This window comes from Peribacillus sp. JNUCC 23 (assembly GCF_053653995.1).
The window spans coordinates 3,524,911-3,547,304 of sequence record NZ_CM132202.1 but is presented as its reverse complement, the minus strand read 5'-3'; the positions used below and the strand labels follow the sequence as shown (position 1 = coordinate 3,547,304).

The window sequence follows — 22,394 nt, the reverse complement described above, 5'->3', positions numbered from 1 at the left end:
TCTTTTGCTTATGGAACAGTCTCTATTTCATTGTATATAAATTTGAGCCTATACGTCGAGACCAAAAATGCCCATCAATTTCAAGATTTGTGATTGTTTTTGTTAAAAATTTTCAATACTTAGAAAATGGTGATACACTTGTCTTGTATAAAGTGGAACTTCAATCAGTGGGGGATTCATCCCCCACCTACGCTTCCTCGATTCCTCTAAGCCTTGGGGTGGGGGGGACGCCCGTTAATGCGGGATAAAAACAGACTGGTGACGGTTTTAAAATGGGGGAAAACTATGGAGACTTTACAAATCGGAGAAATTAAGCTGACTTGGTTGAATGGTGGGGTTACTTATATGGATGGGGGAGCAATGTTTGGTGTTGTTCCTAAACCGCTCTGGTCGAAAAAATACCCAGTGAATGACATCAATCAAATTGAATTGCGGACGGATCCCATTCTCATTGAAGCGAATGGATTGAAGCTACTGATTGATTCAGGCGTGGGTAATAACCGATTTTCCGAAAAACAAATCCGAAACTATGGCGTAAAAGAAGAATCAAGAGTGGTTGAAGATTTAGCAAAGCTTGGGCTAAGTACAAACGATATTGATTATGTGTTAATGACACATTTACATTTTGATCATGTATGCGGGCTAACTAAGCATAACGGAGAAGAATGGGCACCTGTTTTTGAAAATGCCTCCATTATAACATCTGATATTGAATGGGAAGAAATGAAAAATCCAAACATTCGTTCAAGAAATACATATTGGCGGGAAAACTGGGAAGCCATTGCTCATTTAATTCAGCCATTCAGCACAGCTATGCAAATAACAAACGGGATTAAAATGATTCATACAGGCGGACACAGTGCAGGACATTCGATTATCGTCATCGAAAGTGGCGATGACATGCTCATTCACATGGCTGATACTATGCCAACGCACGCGCATAATAACGTTTTATGGGTACTTGCCTATGATGATTACCCGATGGATTCCGTCTATCAAAAACAGAAGTGGATGAAAGAGGGACTAGAAAAAGGAGCTTGGTACAGCTTTTATCATGATGCCTATTACCGAGCAGTAAAGTGGGATGAAACGGGAAAAGAAATTCTAGCCGAAGTAAAACGCGAACGAAGGGTCTGACCTCGTACCCTATCCACCGTTTTAGTGCTATTTACGCTTCGTGTAGACGGTAAAAAGTGATTGCGGGGTCTGACACCCCCGCAATGATTATATTCAGTTTAAATAAAGTGAAATATACTATAAACTGTGTGATGAATGCGTGGTCAGACACTTTCGTTATTTTTGCGGAATTAAATCAATAATGATACCAGTTGTTGCATCGGCAACAAATTCGAATTGTTCTTGCGTATTGTTGATACTCCTCGTAATACCACCTTTATACACTTCATAATCGAGGTCGTGCTTTTGATACGTTTCAGGCTTCATTAAAATCCATGAACCGTAAATTTTTCCATCCTTCTTAACAGATGCTTTCACAACATCTAATATTTTTTCAGGAGAAGGAGGTCCTGATTGCTCCAATACTTGTTTCGTTACATAGCCTGCAGCAAAACCTGCAGTAACCCCTAGTATGAATGTTTTCCAGTTCATTCTCTGATCCCTCCGTTTTCTCACGTGTACATCTATCTCTTAGTATACAAAAGATTGTCATCACTTCCCAATAATTAGTCAGCGATATAATGTTCTATGATTAATGCCTTCAAACTATGCAATCTATTTCATTCCCTGGGTAAAATAATCTGTAAGTGGCAACCAACATCAATTTTCTGTAAAATAGAGGAGTACATAAAATAGTTAGATTCGAGGTAGAAAAAATGAATCAAGAAACTTTAGCCTTATTTAAAACGTTGACTGAATTGCCAGGCACATCGGGAAATGAACATGCTGTAAGAAAGTTTATGAAATCTGAGCTTGAGAAATATTCAGATGAAATTGTTCAGGATCGCCTTGGTAGTATTTTTGGTTTGAAAAAAGGACCAGTAGATGGACCGACTGTACTTGTTGCTGGTCATATGGATGAAGTAGGTTTCATGGTAACGTCGATTACGGATAATGGAATGATTCGCTTTCAAACGCTTGGCGGTTGGTGGAGCCAAGTTTTACTTGCACAACGTGTGCAAATCATTACCGATAATGGTCCGGTTATAGGAGTGATCGGCTCGATTCCGCCGCATTTACTCGAAGAATCGCAACGCGCAAAGCCAATGGATATTAAAAATATGTTGATTGATATCGGTGCTGACGATAAAGAAGATGCGATGAAAATCGGGATCATCCCTGGTCAACAAATTGTCCCAATCTGTCCATTTACACCGATGGCAAATGAAAAGAAAATCCTTGCAAAATCATGGGATAATCGCTACGGTTGTGGTCTTGCCATCGAACTTCTGAAAGACGTACAAGGGGAGACATTGCCAAATAATTTGTATTCAGGCGCAACAGTTCAAGAAGAAGTAGGCCTTCGCGGTGCACAGACATCTGCATTCATGATTAAACCTGATATTTTCTTCGCCTTGGATGCGAGTCCAGCAAATGATATGTCCGGGAATAAATCTGAATTTGGACAGTTAGGTAAAGGAGCCCTCCTGAGAATCCTTGACCGTACGATGGTGACACATAAGGGGATGCGCGAATTTATTTTAGATACAGCAGAAACCCATTCGATTCCTTATCAATATTTCGTATCACAAGGTGGTACAGACGCTGGGCGTGTGCATCAAGCGAATGAAGGAATACCAAGTGGAGTAATTGGCATTTGCTCAAGATACATCCACACAGCCGCTTCTATGATTCACATCGACGATTATGCAGCTGCTCGTGAGCTGATTGGGAAATTAGTACGTGCTTGTGATAAGACCACGCTTGAAAGTATTCTGAATAACGGGTGAGGTATGATGTTACGAATTGTAGTCGGGAGTCATAACCCAGCAAAGGTGCAAGCTGTGAAGAATGCATTTAGTGAAGAACTTGTTGAAATCTTAACCTTGAACGTTGCTTCCGGTGTACAAGAACAGCCTTTTTCTGATGAAGAAACGATTGAAGGTGCGATGAATCGGGCTAAAAATGGTTTAAGTGAAAGTGATGCACAAATTGGAATAGGCCTTGAAGGCGGAGTAGTTGAAACAAAGTATGGATTGTTCCTCTGTAATTGGGGGGCGCTTGCGGTCCGGGAATCATCAGACGTATTCATTGCGGGCGGTGCGAGAATATTGCTACCAGATGCAGTTGCCAAAAGACTGCTCGCAGGAGAAGAGCTCGGACCGGTTATGGATGAGTTCACAAATCGTGCCGGAATTCGTAAAAAGGAAGGCGCGATTGGTGTATTCACAAATGAACGAATTACCCGAGCAGACATGTTCAGCCATATTATGAGCATGTTAGTTGGGCAGTATGAATATAAAATTGGACAACAGCGATAAAGTGAAACTTCCATCAGTGGGGGTCTTACTGCCCGTTAATGCGGGATAAATTTAGTAAAGTTCTTTCTTCGGAATGGAGAAAGAACTTTTTTTTACGTCAAAATCTCAAAATATGCATCAAAGTAATATTTTGATGTGCTATAGAGATCGTCAAAAAAAGTCTGACCTCACACTCTATTCGCGATAAATAGTGTGAGGTCAGACTTGCTATGGTTCAGCTGCTTTCTTTTATGGCCTATTCTTTTTCTTTGACAACTTAGGTTTTTTCCAGTGAAGGATCTTCTTAAAGTGTTTAGTTCGTCTTGTTTTCTTTTTCTTGTCAGAAGGTATGTCGTTGACCTCTTCTTCAAGGTTAAATTGGGAAACGACCGTTTGTAAATCGGCGGCGATATGGCTTAGCTCTGTTGCGGCTTCACTTACATGAGTAATCGCCATTAATTGGCTTTCACTTGAGGCACTTACTTCTTGTGAAGCGCCGGTTGATTGCTCTGATACTTGATACACATCCCCCATTTTTTGAACGAGAATCGTGTTTGCGCTTTGGACATCTTTAATGGAATGTTGGATTGTGCCAATTTTCAAGCTGATTCGTTCCACATGTTGAACGATATTTTCAAACGCGCTCTTTGTATAGTCAACCGAATGACTTTGAATCGTTTTATATTCATTAAATTTCTGCGATTCAATCATTAATGCATTCATTTGTTCATTCATTGTATGAATGACTCGTTGGATGCTCTCGGCTTCCTGCTTGGAACGTTCCGCAAGCTTTCGTACTTCGTTTGCCACTACACTAAATCCTCTTCCTGCATCCCCAGCTCGTGCGGCTTCAATCGCAGCGTTTAAGGCAAGAAGATTTGTATTCTCAGCAATGTCTTGGATCGTCCCAACAATATCTGATATCGCAAGTGATTTTTCAGATGCACTTTGAATTTGCATCGTCAAATGTGTAGCTAATTGTAGGAATTGTTCAGATGTCTCCTGGAGACTGACGACTGTTTTCAGTCCAAGATGCCCTTCATTCTCCGTTTGTGTTGCCTCGATAACAATTTCTTCACTTATAATTTCTGTTTCTGAGATGGAATCCGTTACCTTTTGTAAAATAACATTGCTTTCCTCAAGCTCTAAAGATTGCAGTGTCGCTCCAGCTGCAACTTGTTTAATGGCTGCATTTACTTGATTGGATTGAGCAGACGTTTCTTCAGAAATAGCGGCTAAGTTTTGTGAAGAAGAGTTCAACTGATCAGCTGAATTCCTAACTTCAAGTAGTGTGTGTTTAACTTTTTCCGCCATTTTATTAAAAGTTTCTGCTAAACTCATCATTTCGTCTTTTCGTTTAATGGATACTTGATAAGCCAGATTCCCGTTGCCGATTTTATCTGCCCCATCTTTTAAAGCAAATATAGAAGTGCGTATTGACATCATTAATAAATAGCCCATGGTCGAAAGAATGAATACGATTATAACACTGATTATTACAAGAGAAATAGTAATCCACTTAATCTTTTCTTCATTTGCTCGGTTCAATTTAGTTTCTTGATCATGCGAAATGACTTCTAGATCAGAAGCAGAGTTTTCAACCGTGCTAGCTGTAGTATCAAATGCCATCGATATCGTTGTTGTATCAAGATATGTTAGCACAATCGATCTCATTGTCTTTCTATAATTGTTTAATTGAACAATAAGAGCCTCTTTTTGCACGGGAGAAATGGATGATCTTGCTATTGTATTTTCCAAGTCATTCATCTGAGACGAATATTCTGTATATGGACTGGTTTCTTTTGTGGCTAAATAATGCTGTTCCAATAGACGGATGATGGAAAATTGGTTGAAAAGCTCCTGATGATTCGATTGCAAAAGCAAATCCGCAACTTTTATCCCACCGCTTTCAAGGTCTGCCCGAAGGCCTTCCGTGTTGAAGTAGCCTATTTTTTCATATAGCTGGACGATTTGCTTAAAGCTGTTTTCGTAATCGGTAACATGATCCTCAATCCGTTCGAATTGCTGAACGATGTCAGGATATGGGCTGTATTCTGCTTTTAATGATGCGGTTGTTTTGATAATCTTATCAACACGTTCGAATACAAATCTTGCATTGGAAGCTTTCGGATTTTTCAAATATTGTCGCTCGAATTTTCTCGTATCAGCCATTTGATATTTAAGATCTTTACTATCCTTAATGGCTTGATTGAGAAGTGATTGCTCTTCTCGAACACTATTTTGTTTTCCCATTGCGATCATGTTAAAAACGATTAACAAAAGAACGCTAACTAATGATATGAAAATAATAAGTCCAATTTTGGCCTTGATTGTTTGCATAAACTGCCTCTCTTTCTGAAACGAATTAGGTAGTTATAACTAGTATACTATTGTAATATAAGAAATATTTCCTATATTATAGAATTTTTAGCTGTTGATAACAATAGGAATTTATTTAATAAGGACGACGATCGTTTGGGAAAGACTGAATATAGGGCTAAAAACTCGAATCTATAGTAGGGTGTAAGGCTCGTGTTTTTTTAAGAAATAAGTTTGCGTATTGTTGGTTTATCGTGAAGTAGTTTGGTATCATCAACATAAGTGTTGAGAGATAAAATCTATTTATTGGAGGGAATTAGAATGAAAAATTTAGAATCTATCGAGCAATTTACAACCTTAAAAAATGAAGGGAAACATATTTTCTTGTTTTCAGCAGATTGGTGTGGAGATTGCCGAGTGATTGAACCTGTTTTACCAGGCATTGAAGCGGCGTATCCTGACTATACTTTCGTTCATATTGACCGTGATAAATTTATTGATGTATGTGTAGAAAATGATGTTTTTGGCATTCCAAGTTTTATTGCATATGACAACGGAAAAGAGTTAGGACGTTTTGTTAGTAAAGACCGTAAAACCGAGCAAGAAATTAAAGAGTTTATCGAATCCTTATAAGGATTCAAATTTTGTATAGTTCTAATAATAATTAAATAGACTAAATAGTTTGTTTATGACCAAATCGACTCTTTTCATACAAATGAATTTGAAAGATATACCATTAAACACGCTATATGCGCTTAATTGCAATGGTGGCGGTGCGGAGCTAGATTTTGGGGTACTTCCTATAATCAATATGTATACCTGTTAAGCAGATCGGCTATATTGATAAGTCGCGAAGCTCCGCCCCATGTCCTTAAAGAAGTGAGGAATTCTGAATGAAAATGGATAGTAAGAAGATCATGAAACTTATGAAAGAGCGGTTAGGTTCGGAATACCGCAGCTATGCCTTTGATAGTAAGACAGATGTTCTTCGTATTGAAAACACGATAACTGGAAAAGGCATTTCGGTCGAGTTACCGAAAATCGTGGCAAATTGGGAAAATTCAAAGGAAAAAGCGATCGATGAAGTCGTTTATTATGTAGAGGAAGCATTGCAGGTGATGGGTGAAGAGCACACGTTGACTGGTAAAGAAAAAAACATTTTTCCAGTCATTCGGTCCACCTCTTTCCCTACAGAAGCGACATCTGGGAATCCGTTTTTATTTGATGAACATACAGCTGAAACACGGATTCTGTATGCGCTTGACTTAGGAAATACATACCGGCTAATTGACCGTCAGATGCTAGAGAAAGAGGGATGGGAACCTGAACGGATACGACAAATTGCAAAGTTTAACGTCCGATCGCTTAAAACGCCTTTGAAATCTGATACGGTTGCGGGTAATACATTTTATTTCTTGAATACGAATGATGGCTACGATGCAAGTCGTATCGTTAACGAAACTTGGTTAAAAGAAATGAAGAATACCATGAAAGGTGAGATGGCGATCAGCATCCCACATCAGGATGTCATTATTATCGCAGATATCGAAAATGATACGGGCTATGATGTGCTTGCACAAATGGCGATGAGTTTTTTTGCAAGTGGCCATGTCCCGATCACTGCTCTTTCCTTCTTATACGAAAATGACGAATTAGAGCCAGTCTTTATCCTGGGGAAAAATAAAAAGAGAAGCGAATAATTAAGCACAGCGTAATAGAATGCACATTCTGACAGTGAACCATCACTGAGTGGGATGTGCTTCTTTTATGTGGAAAAGGAGCGGTGCTTCGCAAAGTCAGCGCAGCTACTTTTAGAACCTGAACCTTTTTCATCGTTTTAGTTGGGATTAGATGCTCATGGATGTTTTACCTTGGTTTAACAGGCTGTAATATCCCCATTTTCCTTTTATCCCGGTTTAACAGGCTGTAATATCTCATAAAGTAATTCCTGAGAATAGAAAAACAGCCTATAAAACCCCGATTGGTTCAACTAACTAACAGTGGGGAACTACACCCCACTATTAGAAGTTTCACTTTATCATGAAAATATAATATGACTGTATTGCTACTGCAATAGAATCGACGTATACTAGGTCACCTAGAGGATATGAAAATATCGCAAATAAAATGGTTTCCTCTCATAATTTTGTGAAAATCATTGATTAATTGGTGTATACTGGGTATATTCCAACTGGTTTATGATACAGGTAATAGGTACGTATACAAGTTGGTTTACCAAAATTTAATAAAAAAGATCGTTGACTATAAGTTGGTAGAAAGAGTGATTGTATTGAAATGGCTCAAAAAAATAAAGAAATGGTTCCAAGATGAAGAAATTATTGAAATAGAAGAAATTATGATCGATGAAGAGATCGACAAAGAAATCTTAAAAACCATGGATTTGACGCAATTGAAAAAGGTGAAAGAACATTCAGTCTCCCATGATGAACTTGCATCAACCCGTTTAGACCCCGATACTCGGATATTATTTCAATATCCAAAGGGTGAATTTAAATTTCCCATTATTCCAGATAATAAAATAAGACAAAGGCGTCCCAAAAAGCCTGACAGGCCAATAAACAAAGAAAGAAACACGAAACACTGGGAGAATAGTTCGGAAATAGTTTACAAGCAACCGGAACAGCCAGAAAAGAAGAAACAAGAAGCAGCACCAAAAATAACGAAAATTGTCCCGTCCAAAATACCGTTTCGACCAACTGAAATTCCATCGCCTATCTACGGTTATAAACGGCCAGAACCCTTTAATAAAACCCGGGATGACATTGTGGAGTATGAATTAGAAAACACCATCGAATTATCTGTTTCAGATCCAAGCGAGACTAAAGCGACGCTTCGAAAAAATGATAGGGAAGAACGAGAGGAAGAGCATGGAACGATAGCTGATTCAGAGTTTAAGGAACAAGAGGTCACAGAAGATGTATCAGAATTAATCGATGCGAATGATGAAAAAGAAAAAAATGAACGTTCGACGGATCTAATCAAAGAAGAAGAAAAAACGGTGCTTGAGGAAATAAGCTTTGATACTACAGCTGCTACAATTGAATCGCTAGTACCAAAGGCAGAAGAAACCGAACGGATGACTGCTGCGACTGCTGTATATGAACGAGAATCAAGTGATACAATGACAGTAGTAGAACCTTCTCTTGAACAGGAACATTTCGTTCAACCAAAACCTACAAAAAAACATATTCCATTTAATGTGATTATGTTGAAGCAGGATAAAGAAAAGGTCGATCGACTAAAGACTTTCGAAGCGATGAGGAGAACGATTGTCGATGATCAGAACATTTCCCGGGAAAATGTCGAGCCAGTGTCTGAAGTTAAGTTTGAACAAGATGTGAATGAAATACATAGGCAAGCAGCTCGTGTAATAACCAAAGACTTAGTTGAATCGAAATCCGACGTCCATCTTTCAACGGTTCAAAGTCTTGTACATACCGAAGAACCGGTAAAAGAGGTCATTCCTGAAAATCTTCCTACAGTACCGTTAGAAATGAATCTACAAGATCAAATTGTATCGAATCAGACAATAAGTGAGGAAGAAAATCCATATTACGCATTTCCGTCCATCGACTTACTAACACCAGCAGCATCCGCAGAAAGTGACAATGAATGGCTTGAAGAGCAGACGGCATTATTGGATGATACATTGAAGAACTTTAATGTTCGTGCAAAAGTGGTCAATGTCACGCAAGGTCCTGCTGTGACAAGATTTGAGGTGCAGCCAGAGCCAGGTGTGAAGGTGAATAAGGTCACGAATTTAATGGATGATATTAAACTAAGTCTTGCTGCACAGGATATTCGGATGGAAGCACCGATTCCTGGCAAGCATACCATAGGCATTGAAATCCCGAATCGAAAAAGCATGCCTGTGTTTCTGCGGGAAATTCTCGAAAGTGATTCATTCAAACAAGATCCATCCCCGTTGACAGTCGCACTTGGACTTGATATTTCCGGTGAACCGATTGTGACGGATTTGAAAAAAATGCCACACGGACTCATTGCTGGGGCAACCGGCTCAGGGAAAAGTGTTTGTATTAATTCAATGTTAATTAGTTTACTGTATAAAGCTACACCACAAGAGGTGAAATTACTGCTCATTGATCCTAAAATGGTTGAGCTTGCTCCATATAACCGTCTCCCTCATCTCGTTAGTCCGGTTATAACAGATGTAAAGGCAGCCACAGCAGCATTGAAATGGGCTGTTGAAGAAATGGAAAGGCGTTACGAGTTGTTTGTTCACGCAGGAGTCCGTGATATTGGACGTTTCAATGAAAACGCAGAGGCAGCGGGTCAGCATGCGAACAAATTGCCTTTTATCGTGATCATTATTGATGAGCTTGCCGATTTAATGATGATGTCGCCTGCAGATGTGGAGGAGGCTATTAGTCGGATTGCACAGAAAGCACGTGCTTGCGGGATTCATTTGATTGTTGCAACTCAACGTCCTTCAGTTGATGTCATAACTGGCTTGATCAAGGCAAATATCCCGACAAGAATTGCGTTTTCGGTCTCATCTCAAGTGGATTCACGTACAATTCTTGACAGCGGTGGTGCGGAAAAGCTGTTAGGTAGAGGCGATATGTTGTTTGCTGAAAATGGATCTTCCAAATCAGTTCGTCTCCAAGGTACGTTCGTCACGGACCATGAAATTGATGAAGTTGTCCATCATGTGAAGAACGAGCAGCAACCGCAATACTTATTTGAGCAAGAAGAATTATTGAATAAAGCACAATTCACCGAAGAAATCGATGAATTATTTTTTGAGTCATGTGAATTTGTCGTCTCGCAAAATGCTGCTTCAACCTCAAGCTTACAAAGAAGGTTCAAGATTGGCTACAATCGTGCAGCAAGATTAATGGAAATGATGCATGACAAGGGGATTATTTCTGAATCCAGAGGGAGTAAACCGAGGGATGTGCTCATTACGGCAGAAGAATTGGAATCCTTTTTAGAGGAAAACGCGGTGATGTAAGAATCAGGCGGTCATTCTCCGACTGTACAGGATGCGTGTGGCGGCTATTAGTAGATGAGCTAATTTCTTCTTTCGAAGGTGCTTCTCTTCTTTGTGTTAAGGAAATGGGAAGTGCTAGGTTTACTTAAAAAAGTAGAAACAAATAATATGAAAAATCTAAGAAGATGTATTATGGCGCTACTCACGCCACATTACTGGAGCTAGTTAGTCTTACGAAGAGGCCTTTACTACTAGATGTGAGTGTTTAATCACCGTGTTCGTGTCTTTTATAGGTGAACATCCTAGACGAAAATGTATATAATAAGAATTGTAATGTATTATTGGCAAATGAAGGATCGGTAAAATCAACTATGTTAAAATGGTAATATCGTGTTATGGTTGATTTTTTTAAAGAGTGATATAATGTATACTCATGTATGAATAATGTGAAGTTAAGATTTCAATTTTCTGGGAGATACTGAAAGGGAAGCCATTAAGTTCCCTTAGAACTTCCAAATTAGAAAACAAGAAAAACAAAAAAGATGACATTATATACCGTGATACAGATAGACGATTGGTGGAGGATCTATTTATGACTGTTTACCATTTTGTAGGAATTAAGGGCTCTGGGATGAGCGCACTTGCTCAAGTACTTCATGATATGGGGTATGTTGTTCAAGGTTCTGACTACGAAAAGAAATTTTTTACACAAATTGCATTAGAAAATGCAGGCATTACAATTCTTCCTTTTGCTGAAGAAAATATTCAGCCTGGAATGACAATTATTGCAGGAAATGCATTCCCAGACACTCATCCGGAAATTGTTGCAGCGATGAAGCTGGGATTGCCAATCCTTCGCTATCACAACTTCCTTGGAGACTTATCGAAGGGATTCATCAGTGTGGCAGTAACAGGCGCACATGGGAAAACATCGACGACAGGATTACTTGCTCATGTAATGGGTGGAGCAAAGCCAACTTCGTATTTAATCGGGGATGGTACAGGGAAAGGAATTGCTAAATCGGATTATTTTGTATTCGAGGCGTGTGAATATCGCCGCCATTTCCTTTCTTATTATCCTGATTATGCAATCATGACGAATATTGATTACGACCATCCAGACTATTTTGCCAACATTGAGGACGTATTCGAGGCGTTTCAGAAGATGGCTCTGCAAGTGAATAAAGGAATTATTGCTTGTGGCGATGATGAGCAACTTCAAGGAATTCAAGCAAAAGTCCCAGTGATTTTATACGGATTTGCGGAAGAAAATGATTTTCAAGCACGGAATATTCAAGTTTCCGAGCAAGGCACAACATTTGATGTACATGTGCGGAATAATTACTATGAGACGTTTACGATTCCGACCTTCGGCAAGCATAATGTGTTAAACGCTGTAGCTGTTATTGCACTATGTCAATATGAAGATTTGGATACTGAAACGGTGAAGGCACAATTGATGACATTTACTGGGGTGAAGCGTCGTTTTTCTGAGAAAGAAATCGGCAATCAAATCATTATTGACGATTATGCCCATCATCCGACTGAAATCACAGCAACGGTCGATTCAGCGCGCCAAAAATATCCGAATCGTGAAGTAGTGGCCGTATTCCAGCCACATACGTATTCAAGAACTCAGGCATTTCTGAATGAATTTGCCGATAGCTTAAACTTAGCGGATCAAGTATATCTGTGCGAAATCTTTGGTTCGGCACGCGAACATCAAGGGAAGCTTTCCATTCTAGATCTTCAAGAGAAAATCCCAGGAGCTGAGCTGATTTCAGAGGAAACAACAGAAATCCTTCGTAAACATGACAACAGCGTCATTCTATTCATGGGGGCTGGAGATATTCAGAAATTCCAGACTGCATACGAGAAGTTATTAGAAGTGAAATAATAGATAGAACGAAACCCCTCGGGCCTTTTAGGCCCGAGGGGTTTCTCTGCTTTATCTGAAAATACTCAGATTCTAAAAAAGAAATCTAAGCTATTTTTGTTCCTATATTGAGGTTACTGTTTGATTTCAGCTGAAGTAAAGGTAATCGGTCCATAAACAAAGAGGGATGCACCTTCAACCGTTTCTTGTGCAGTTAGAATATAGGTTACATCTTGGTCACGATCTTCAATCGGATCAACGAATTGCACGACAACTGGCGTTTGATCATCCCGAGCTTCAGAATCCACCCAAATGACAGACTGATAAATGAGATTACCAGGCACTACGGTATTTTTATAAATACTTGTTAGGATCGCACGAGGTACACCACCATTATTATTTACATGGAAGAGTCCGTTCAGCCATACAACATTACCGGCTCTTACGTCTTCTCAAGTCACGGATGCAACGGTAAAAGGAGTTACGCTAAGTGGCATTTGATTTTGAGTCGGGTTTGAGGTAATTGGAAATGTAGTCTGACCTGCAAATTCAACTAACTTATCATTCTTCTTCCTCTTATGATGTCTGCTGCAATTGGCTGAATCAGTTTGAGAACCCACATAATGCTGATCTTTCTTTTTATTATAGAGCTCCATATTACTATCATCCTTTTTTATTGTCTAAATATTATATTCAATGAAAGAAAGCATGCTTGTACCAATGAGAAATGTTTTAATAAAGATAAAACAGGATGGGCACATATTATCATAACGGTGAATGCATGCACCCATTCACAATGTATGGTTCAAACAAAGAGACCTTGAATCGTTGAAAAATAAGTCCTCTTGTTATAGACTCTTTTAACACGGATCTTCATTTTTTTCTTCATCATCTTCTTCTGGAATTCTTGTCTCTTTATTTAAAAACTTCCAATAATACGCTTCAATCGCCGTATCGATCATACGCTGTTTAATAAAATGATCATATGTCCTTTTCCCTTTCTTTTTTTCCTCTAATGCTGCATTTCGATCCTTCTTGAGCTCATCAATCCACTCCAATAATTCCTCACGGCTGGAATCAAGAAAGTCATTGTATATTTCTCTGAAAGGATGAGATTCAAGCACCTTTGGACGTTTTTTCCATTCTGACATGACGATCCGTACCTCCTTCTCAGAATAGAGTATTCTTCTATCCGTACAAAAGCACCCAGATTCACAAAAATGGGTGTGAATTTCAATTCGAAAAGGGAAAAACTTTTTGAAAAATATGCTCTTGTCCTGTACGAAAGAAAGCCCACTTGCATTATATAGGAGGGAAGACATCTTAAAGTCTCAAATATTATAGGGAGATGAGAAAATGGGTTATATTTCAAGATCATATAGTGAAGATCATGGCGAATATTATCATAAAAACGGAGGCTGCAAAAAAGACCACGACAAAAAAGACCGTTGCCATGATAAAGAAGGCAGAACAGTAGTCGATTTTGACTTTTCTAACCAATCAGGAGCTGTCACACTTGCAACAGCTGCTATTCTTGGTGCAATTGCACCTGAACAAGTGATTGGAGATGTAGATTTTGACAAAGCGTGTAATGGGGATCTTGTTTGGTTAAGTGGTTCAAGTACAATTACGGCTCCAGTGGCCATTGCTGTGGGGACTACAATCGTATATAGAATTCATAAAGTTAGAAAGTTTCAAAATGATCCATTGCTTGGAACAGTAATTCATACAGTTACTCAGCCACTTCCGGTACTTTTGGCTGGTCAATCGATTATTGTACCAATTGACTTTGTGGATGTATTAAGTAGCAGGGAAGATGGTGTAAGCTATGTACTGACTGTTGGTGGAACAGCAGTATTAGCCGTAGCTTTATCTGCTACAATATCCAATACTACGTTCACAGGTACTCAATATAGCCAATAAAATAATCACTTTGAGAGATCTGAATCGCTATTCCAGATCTCTCTTTTCTATAGAATTCTATTTGAAATAAATTAAATGATTTATCATTCCTTATTTCAGATCAAGCAAAGATTTTCAGGAATAATAGATGTATTTTACAGGTGCAATAATTCGTAGAAATACTACTTTCATAAAAAGAGAAAGGAAATCATCGTGAAGATATTCCTTTGAAATCTTACTTTTTTTCTAAACGCTCTAAAACTTCCAAATAAAACTCCCTGTTCTTCCTCTGGATCCGTGCAACATTTTCCGTCAATCTTTTTATACTTTTTTCAGCAGTTAGACTACGTTTTTCATCGACATCCATTGACCTGTCACTTTGAGAAATAGAGTTAGAATTTTGTTCTAGCAATAAATATAACAAAGCATAGGTGCTTATCCCGTGATCAATATTGATGGTGGTTTGTCCGTTATGTAGCTTTGTTGTATCGTTCTCGTCTTTATTAATTTTTCTTTCAAGTTCTTTTTTTAGCAGAGTTTCCAACATTTCTTTAATTTCCTTATTCTCCGAAGAATCCAAATTCCCCACCTCTTTTCTAATAATTGATGCTAATGGAATTCAACGATGCAATTCCTTCCATTCTTTCTTGGCAATAAATAAACCCTTCAATGTGTATGTAGCCTGATTCTTCATTTGAGAAACGGATCTGAAAATTTGAAAAGGAGAATGTATCATTGGCTGGGATGATTTGATTAGCTACAGGTCGAAATGAATATTCATTCGTAGCAGCGTTTTGTTTATCTTCAATACGTTCCCAAAAAAAAGCTTCGTTTTGAAGTGGCTTATTGGGAAGTACATATTTTCCGGAAAAATCATAGGGTTTGTCCGAATTAATCTTGAGTAAAATGACTGGACTATGAAGGGGAAGATCTGTTTGATTATGGAAATGGAAGTTGCCGATAACGGTATGTTCACTTGTTTTTTCTTTATCAATGATTGTCGAATAATTGAAATAGGAAATTGGATTTGATTCTTGCGATTGCTTTTTTAGGAGTAAGGAGCTTATTTTTTCCTGGAATTCGAGGCCTTCACGTTCCAATTCCATAAGTTTATACTCTAATTCCCCAATTAATTTTTCAATCATGCTTTTCACCCGCCCTAAAAAGAATAAAGAGAGGAAATTTCCTCTCTTAAACCTTATGCGGACTTATTAATGATCATGACCAGGGAAAAGGACTGGACATTGTTGCGGAATAATAGGTGCTGAGCATTGTTCTGTTAAGATATCACGTGGTTGGCAGAAGTCTGCTTTCACTTCGATCGTAACGTCAGCAACTGCTTGAATACTTTGGCATGTTGTTAATGAAAGATCGACGCTTTTTAAACAGTCGTCGTGGAAATTCACCTTTGCATTGCCATCTAGGTCCGTAATTCTAACGACTAATCTTGTACCTTCTGGCGCGCATAAGAATAAACTTTCGTGTACTTCAACTTGGATTGGGTGTGATGTAAAGACAAATGGACAATGCTCTCTCGTACCTCTAAATTCAATAACAACGTAGAAGACTTTTACGAAAGATACCTTTTCGAGAGTTACCAAAGCACCATCAATTACAAACGTCTTTTCCTCGCGTCTATCTATTTCTTTTACTTTAACTTCTGCATTTGGTCCAAGCGGTTTTCCATGCTCATCAGTTAAAATAAAGCGCGTAGATACATGCTTTACATCGTGAAGTTCATGGTCTAATCCGAGCTCTTCGGCTGAAACAAATTGTCTAATCGTATTCTGTAATATAACCCAATCATATACTTTTTCAGCATTGATACATAAAAGCTCTTGAGTGGGCCGTGGTGAATGACTCATATGATCGACTCCCTAATAAAATTTTTATTGTACAGTACAAAGTATGTCGACCCCCTAGTCCTAGTTACGGTATGAACGCCCATTTTCTGAAAGGGAATCATCAGAACTTTGAAATGATTCTATCTGCACAGCCTAGATGGAAGAACATACAATACGTTATATCATTTTTAATGGGGGGGTAAATGTGTCCAATTTTATGGATGAGAATCAGATGAGTACGCTGATTCGCCAAATTAAAAAGTACAAAAAAGTGTTGAAAAGCTATCGGGAGAATGATATTACCGAGGAATATTTGACCTTAAGGCATCAGCATGAACTAATTACAGCTGAAAGGGAGGCTGAAAAGGGCGTCCAATCAGAATTGGTCGAACAGATCCAAACCATGACCGACCAGGTAGAGGAAATGAAAAAACAATATACCATTTTAGAAAAAGAAAACGAAGAATTAAAAAGGCAAGATCTGGATAAGGAAAGAGACGCTGATGCTATAAAGCGAAAAAGTATCGACTTGGAAGAAAAGACGCAAGAACTAGAGGGATTAATGCAATCATATGAAGCTCTAAACCAAGAGTTAGCAGAATTAAAACGATCTTATGAAGAAATGAAACAAGAGCTAGCAGAAACGAGGTTGTCAGAACAAGACCAGAAACGAGTCCTTGATGTGTTAAAGCAAACTCATCAAGAACTGAATCAGGAGCTGACAAATTCTGGTTTGGAACAACAGATTCAAAAAAAGGAACTTGAAGAATTAAAACATGTGCTTGTAGAATCCAGAATGGTTCAACAGGATCAGAGCCAAGAGCTTGAACAGATAAAGCAATCATATGAAGAAGTGAATCAGCAGCTAGAAGAAACTACAATGAAGGAACAAAGCCAAAAACATGAACTCGAAGAATTACTTTATTCTTATCAAAATCAGGACCAAGAGCTAGGCGAACTAAAGCAATTTAATCAAGAAATGAAGCAAGAATTAACAGAATCCAGAATGGTGGAACAGAACCGTAGCCAAGAGCTTGAAGAATTACTCCAATCTCATCAACAACAGGACCAAGAGCTAGGTGAACTAAAGCAAATCTATCAAGAATTGAACCAAGAATTAACAGAATCCAAAATGATGGAACAGAACCGTAGCCAAGAGCTCGAAGAATTACTCCAATCTCATCAACAACAGGATCAGGCGCTAGGTGAACTAAAACAATCGTATGAAGCAATCAATCATCAGCTGGCAGATGTAACAATGAAGGAACGAGACCAACGCCAAGAGCTCGAGGAATTACTTCAATCTTATCAAAATCAGGATCAAGAGCTTGTAGAATTAAACCAAGAATTAACAGAATCTAGAATGGTGGAACGAGAGAAGAGCCAAGAGCTTGAAAACTTAAAGCAATCATACGAAGCGATTAATCACCAGCTAACAGATGTAACAATGAAGGAACAAGACCAACGCCAAGAGCTTGAAAACCTAAAGCAATCAAATGCAGAACTTAATCATCAGTTAGCAGATGCAACTTTGAAGGAACAAAGTCAAAAGCAAGAGTTTGAAGAATTACTCCAATCTCATCAACAACAGGGCCAAGAGCTAGGCGAACTAAAACAATCCAACCAGGAACTGAACCAAGAGTTAGCAGAATCTAGAATGGTGGAACAAGAGAAGAGCCAAGAGCTTGAAAATCTAAAGCAATCGTATGAAGAGGTGAATCACCAGCTAACAGAATCTATCCTGAAGGAACAAGGCCAACAACAAGAGCTTGAAGAATTATTCCAATCTCATCAACAACAGGACCAAAAGATTAGAGATTTAAATCAATCCAATCAAGAAATGAACCAAGAATTAGCAGAATCCAGAATGGTGGAACAGAACCAGAGCCAAGAGTTTGGAGACTTAAAGCGATCTTATGAAGCACTCAATCACCAGTTGGCGGATGTAACAATGAAGGAACAAAGCCAACGACAAGAACTCGAAGGATTACTCCAGTCTTATCAAAATCAGGATCAAGAGCTATGTGAACTAAAACAAGAATTAACAGAATCTAAAGTGGTAGAACAAGAGAAGCTTCAAGAGCTTGAAGACCTAAAGCAATCGTATGAAGCAATCAATCATCAGCTGGCAGATGTAACTTTGAAGGAACGAGACCAACGCCAAGAGCTCGAAGAATTACTCCAATCTTATCAAAATCAGGATCAAGAGCTTGTAGAATTAAACCAAGAATTAACAGAATCTAGAATGGTGGAACAAGAGAAGAGCCAAGAGCTTGAAAACCTAAAGCAATCAAATGAAGAACTCAATCACCAGTTAGCAGATGCAACTTTGAAGGAACAAAGTCAAAACCAAGAGCTTGAAGACTTAAAGGAATCTTATGAAGCACTCAATCACCAGTTAGCAGATGCAACTTTGAAGGAACAAAGTCAACGCCAAGAACTCGAAGAATTACTCCAGTCTTATCAAAATCAGGACCAAGAGCTAGGCGAACTAAAACAATCCAATCAGGAATTGAACCAAGAACTAGCCGAATCTAGAATGGTGGAACAGACTCAGATTCAAGAGCTTGAAAATCTAAAGCAATCGTATGAAGAAGTGAATCACCAGCTAGCAGAATCTATCCTGAAGGAACAAAGCCAACGCCAAGAACTCGAAGAATTACTCCAGTCTTATCAAAATCAGGACCAAGAGCTAGGCGAACTAAAACAATCCAATCAGGAATTGAACCAAGAATTAGCCGAATCTAGAATGGTGGAACAGACTCAGATTCAAGAGCTTGAAAATCTAAAGCAATCGTATGAAGAAGTGAATCACCAGCTAGCAGAATCTATCCTGAAGGAACAAAGCCAACAACAAGAACTCGAAGAATTACTCCAGTCTTATCAAAATCAGGACCAAGAGCTAGGCGAACTAAAACAATCCAATCAGGAATTGAACCAAGAACTAGCCGAATCTAGAATGGTGGAACAGACTCAGATTCAAGAGCTTGAAAATCTAAAGCAATCGTATGAAGAAGTGAATCACCAGCTAGCAGAATCTATCCTGAAGGAACAAGGCCAACAGCAAGAGCTTGAAGAACTATTCCAATCTCATCAACAACAGGACCAAAAGATTAGCGATTTAAATCAATCCAATCAGGAATTGAACCAAGAGTTAGCCGAATCCAGATTAGTGGAACAGGATCAGAGCCAAGAGCTTGAAAACCTAAAGCAATCAAATGAAGAACTCAATCACCAGCTAGCAGATGCAACAATGAAGGAACAAGACCAACGCCGAGAACTTGAAGAATTACTCCAATCTTATCAACAACAGGACCAAGAACTAGGTGAACTAAAACAATCGAATCAGGAATTGAACCAAGAATTAACAGAATCCAGAATGGTGGAACAGAACCAGAACCAAGAGCTTGGAGACCTAAAGCAATCTTATGAAGCGCTCAATCACCAGTTGGCGGATGTAACAATGAAGGAACAAAGTCAACGACAAGAGCTCGAAGAATTACTCCAGTCTTATCAAAATCAGGACCAAGAGCTCGGCGAACTAAAACAAACCTATCAGGAATTGAACCAAGAATTAGCCGAATCTAGAATGGTGGAACAGAACCAGATTCAAGAGATTGAAAACCTAAAGCAATCAAATGAAGAACTCAATCACCAGCTAGCAGATGCAACAATGAAGGAACAAGACTATCGACAAGAACTTGAAGAATTACTCCGGTCTTATCAAAATCAGGACCAAGAGCTAGGTGAACTAAAACAATCGAATCAGGAATTGAACCAAGAGTTAGCAAAATCTAGAATGGTGGAACAGAACCAGATTCAAGAGCTCGAGGAATTACTCCAATCTTATCAAAATCAGGATCAAGAGCTAGGCGAACTAAAACAAACCTATCAGGAACTGAACCAAGAATTAACAGAATCTAGAATGGTGGAACAGAACCAGATCCAAGAGCTGGAAGAATTACAGCAGTCTTATCAAAATCAGGATCGAGAGCTAGGTGAACTAAAACAAACTTATCAGGAACTGAACCAAGAGTTAGCCGAATCCAGAATGGCGGAACAGAACCAGAGCCAAGAGCTGGAAGAATTACAGCAATCATATGAAGCACTCAATCACCAGCTGGCAGTTGTAATTTTGAAGGAACAAGGCCAACAGCAAGAGCTTGAAGAACTATTCCAATCTCATCAACAACAGGACCAAAAGATTAGCGATTTAAATCAATCCAATCAGGAATTGAACCAAGAATTAGCAGAATCCAGAATGGCGGAACAGAACCAGAGCCAAGAGCTTGGAGACCTAAAGCAATCTTATGAGGCACTCAATCACCAGTTGGCGGATGTAACAATGAAGGAACAAAGCCAACGACAAGAACTCGAAGAATTACTCCAGTCTTATCAAAATCAGGATCAAGAGCTAGGCGAACTAAAACAAACCTATCAGGAATTGAACCAAGAGTTAGCAAAATCCAGAATGGTGGAACAGAACCAGATTCAAGAGCTTGAAGACCTACAGCAATCGTATGAAGAAGTGAATCATCAGCTAGCAGACGTAACTTTGAAGGAACAAGACCATCGACAAGAGCTCGAGGAATTACTCCAATCTTATCAAAATCAGGATCAAGAGCTTATGAAATTAAACCAAGAATTAACAGAATCTAGAATGGTAGAACAGAACTACATCCAAGAGCTTGAAGAATTACAGCAATCATATGAAGCACTCAATCACCAGCTGGCAGTTGTAATTTTGAAGGAACAAGGCCAACGACAAGGGCTGGAAGAATTACTTCAATCTAATCAACAATTGGACCAAGAGCTAGACGAACTAAAACAATTCTTTAAAGAATTGAACCGAGAATTAACAGAATCCAGAATGGTGGAACAAGAGCAGCTACAAGAGCTTGAAGACGTAAGGCGATCATATGAAGCACTCAATCATCAGCTAGCAGATGTAACAATGAAGGAACAAAGCCAACGCCAAGAGCTGGAAGAATTAAAGCAGTCTTATCAAAATCAGGACCAAGAGCTAGGTGAACTAAAACAAACCTATCAGGAACTGAACCGAGAGTTAGGAGAATCCAGAATGGCGGAACAGAACCAGATCCAAGAGCTGGAAGAATTACAGCAATCATATGAAGCACTCAATCACCAGCTAGCAGATGCAACAATGAAGGAACAAAGCCAACGCCAAGAGCTGGAAGAATTAAAGCAGTCTTATCAAAATCAGGACCAAGAGCTAGGCGAACTAAAACAATCCTATCGAGAAATGAACCAAGAGTTAGTCGAATCCAGATTAGTGGAACAGAATCAGATCCAAAAGTTTGAAGAAGTAAGATATTCCTGTGAAATACAGAAAAATGAGCTAGAAACAACAAAAATGGCTGTACAGATCCAGAAAGAAGTGCTCGATCTATTTAGACAATCTTATGAATCGAAAAACCAAGAGCTTGCAGACTTCAAATTGGCTAAACGTGTAGAGCAACAAGAACTTGAAGAAGTAAAACAATCTTATCAAAATCTAAAGAAAGAACTCGAAGAAACTAAGTTGACGAAACAGGATCAGCACCAAGAGCTAGAAGGGTTAAGACAATCTTCCAAAAGGCAGAGTCAAGAAATAGAAGAGTTAAAACAATCTTCTCAAAGGAAAAATCAAGAATTGGAAGGAATAAGACAATCTTTTGACATACAGAACCGGGAGCTAGCAACATTCCAGTTGACTGAAGCCAATCAAAAACAAAAAATTACAGAATTACTTCAATCTTATGGAGAACTGAAGCAAAAAAATGAGGCATTAATCGAGGCAAATAAAATCGAAACAGAGAAAATGATACATTGTGATACTACAGAAAATCCAGTTCATACAACAATGAGAACGCCATTGGATTTAATGAGGACGTCTCAGCAGAAAAGTACTCAGCCAAATAATGTTCAGCAGCAGGTTCAACCGAGAAGAATGACTTTTCGGGAGATGCAATCGAGTCCTATGCTTCAACAGGAGAGAAACCAATAAGTTTTTAAAATGAAATGAGTAAAACTCGCTATAACAAACCGTTATAGCGAGTTTA

The 22,394-nt window shown here is 38.8% G+C and carries 16 protein-coding genes; 9 read left to right on the top strand and 7 right to left on the bottom strand.

Annotation, left to right across the window (positions count from 1 at the left end; genetic code table 11):
• Positions 1 to 285 precede the first annotated feature (285 nt).
• Complete coding sequence (locus JNUCC23_RS16885) at positions 286 to 1,137, top strand: YtnP family quorum-quenching lactonase (protein WP_403068909.1); 852 nt, start codon at positions 286 to 288, stop codon at positions 1,135 to 1,137.
• A 156-nt stretch (positions 1,138 to 1,293) separates the two neighbouring features.
• On the opposite strand, the gene JNUCC23_RS16880 is transcribed toward JNUCC23_RS16885, so the two are convergent.
• On the bottom strand, positions 1,294 to 1,608 hold the full coding sequence (locus tag JNUCC23_RS16880) for a hypothetical protein (RefSeq protein WP_403068912.1): 315 nt from the start codon (positions 1,606 to 1,608) through the stop codon (positions 1,294 to 1,296).
• Positions 1,609 to 1,832: 224 nt separating this feature from the next.
• On the opposite strand from JNUCC23_RS16880, the gene JNUCC23_RS16875 reads away from it, so the two are divergent.
• Both JNUCC23_RS16875 and JNUCC23_RS16870 read left to right on the top strand, forming a co-directional pair.
• Positions 1,833 to 2,906 (top strand): M42 family metallopeptidase, encoded by a 1,074-nt coding sequence (locus tag JNUCC23_RS16875; RefSeq protein WP_062176629.1) that lies wholly within the window; start codon positions 1,833 to 1,835, stop codon positions 2,904 to 2,906.
• A gap of 6 nt (positions 2,907 to 2,912) precedes the next feature.
• Complete coding sequence (locus JNUCC23_RS16870) at positions 2,913 to 3,437, top strand: DUF84 family protein (protein WP_454212558.1); 525 nt, start codon at positions 2,913 to 2,915, stop codon at positions 3,435 to 3,437.
• A gap of 228 nt (positions 3,438 to 3,665) precedes the next feature.
• Here JNUCC23_RS16870 and JNUCC23_RS16865 read toward each other — a convergent pair whose 3' ends face one another.
• Positions 3,666 to 5,756, bottom strand: coding sequence for a methyl-accepting chemotaxis protein (locus JNUCC23_RS16865; protein ID WP_454212556.1), 2,091 nt, complete (start codon positions 5,754 to 5,756; stop codon positions 3,666 to 3,668).
• 300 nt (positions 5,757 to 6,056) lie between these two features.
• Here JNUCC23_RS16865 and JNUCC23_RS16860 point away from each other — a divergent pair, with 300 nt between their 5' ends.
• From JNUCC23_RS16860 to murC, 4 genes are all read left to right on the top strand, one after another.
• On the top strand, positions 6,057 to 6,368 hold the full coding sequence (locus JNUCC23_RS16860) for a thioredoxin family protein (protein WP_062176638.1): 312 nt from the start codon (positions 6,057 to 6,059) through the stop codon (positions 6,366 to 6,368).
• 266 nt (positions 6,369 to 6,634) lie between these two features.
• Positions 6,635 to 7,435 (top strand): DUF1444 domain-containing protein, encoded by an 801-nt coding sequence (locus tag JNUCC23_RS16855; protein ID WP_454216102.1) that lies wholly within the window; start codon positions 6,635 to 6,637, stop codon positions 7,433 to 7,435.
• Between the two features lie 590 nt (positions 7,436 to 8,025).
• On the top strand, positions 8,026 to 10,731 hold the full coding sequence (locus tag JNUCC23_RS16850) for a DNA translocase FtsK (RefSeq protein WP_454212553.1): 2,706 nt from the start codon (positions 8,026 to 8,028) through the stop codon (positions 10,729 to 10,731).
• A 571-nt stretch (positions 10,732 to 11,302) separates the two neighbouring features.
• Entirely contained in the window at positions 11,303 to 12,607 is a 1,305-nt protein-coding gene (murC, locus tag JNUCC23_RS16845) for a UDP-N-acetylmuramate--L-alanine ligase (protein ID WP_454212551.1), read from the top strand.
• Between the two features lie 113 nt (positions 12,608 to 12,720).
• Here murC and JNUCC23_RS16840 read toward each other — a convergent pair whose 3' ends face one another.
• Together JNUCC23_RS16840 and JNUCC23_RS16835 are read right to left on the bottom strand one after the other, a co-directional pair.
• Positions 12,721 to 12,930, bottom strand: a complete 210-nt coding sequence (locus tag JNUCC23_RS16840; protein ID WP_454212549.1) for a hypothetical protein — start codon at positions 12,928 to 12,930, stop codon at positions 12,721 to 12,723.
• A gap of 516 nt (positions 12,931 to 13,446) precedes the next feature.
• The gene (locus JNUCC23_RS16835) at positions 13,447 to 13,737 is read right to left on the bottom strand and encodes a hypothetical protein (RefSeq protein ID WP_062176646.1); all 291 of its coding nucleotides are present in this window, start codon (positions 13,735 to 13,737) and stop codon (positions 13,447 to 13,449) included.
• A 205-nt stretch (positions 13,738 to 13,942) separates the two neighbouring features.
• On the opposite strand from JNUCC23_RS16835, the gene JNUCC23_RS16830 reads away from it, so the two are divergent.
• Positions 13,943 to 14,509: a hypothetical protein gene (locus tag JNUCC23_RS16830; protein ID WP_062176649.1), complete on the top strand. Its 567-nt coding sequence runs from the start codon at positions 13,943 to 13,945 to the stop codon at positions 14,507 to 14,509.
• 214 nt (positions 14,510 to 14,723) lie between these two features.
• Here the strand turns inward: JNUCC23_RS16830 and JNUCC23_RS16825 are convergent, their stop codons facing one another.
• The 3 genes from JNUCC23_RS16825 to JNUCC23_RS16815 all read right to left on the bottom strand — a co-directional run bounded on the left by JNUCC23_RS16825 (position 14,724) and on the right by JNUCC23_RS16815 (position 16,353).
• Positions 14,724 to 15,068, bottom strand: coding sequence for a hypothetical protein (locus JNUCC23_RS16825; protein ID WP_454212547.1), 345 nt, complete (start codon positions 15,066 to 15,068; stop codon positions 14,724 to 14,726).
• 16 nt (positions 15,069 to 15,084) lie between these two features.
• Positions 15,085 to 15,633, bottom strand: coding sequence for a hypothetical protein (locus JNUCC23_RS16820; protein ID WP_403068944.1), 549 nt, complete (start codon positions 15,631 to 15,633; stop codon positions 15,085 to 15,087).
• Positions 15,634 to 15,699: 66 nt separating this feature from the next.
• Complete coding sequence (locus JNUCC23_RS16815) at positions 15,700 to 16,353, bottom strand: BMQ_0737 family morphogenetic spore coat protein (RefSeq protein ID WP_062176657.1); 654 nt, start codon at positions 16,351 to 16,353, stop codon at positions 15,700 to 15,702.
• Positions 16,354 to 16,537: 184 nt separating this feature from the next.
• On the opposite strand from JNUCC23_RS16815, the gene JNUCC23_RS16810 reads away from it, so the two are divergent.
• Positions 16,538 to 22,339 (top strand): hypothetical protein, encoded by a 5,802-nt coding sequence (locus tag JNUCC23_RS16810; protein WP_454212544.1) that lies wholly within the window; start codon positions 16,538 to 16,540, stop codon positions 22,337 to 22,339.
• The last annotated feature ends 55 nt before the right edge of the window (positions 22,340 to 22,394 follow it).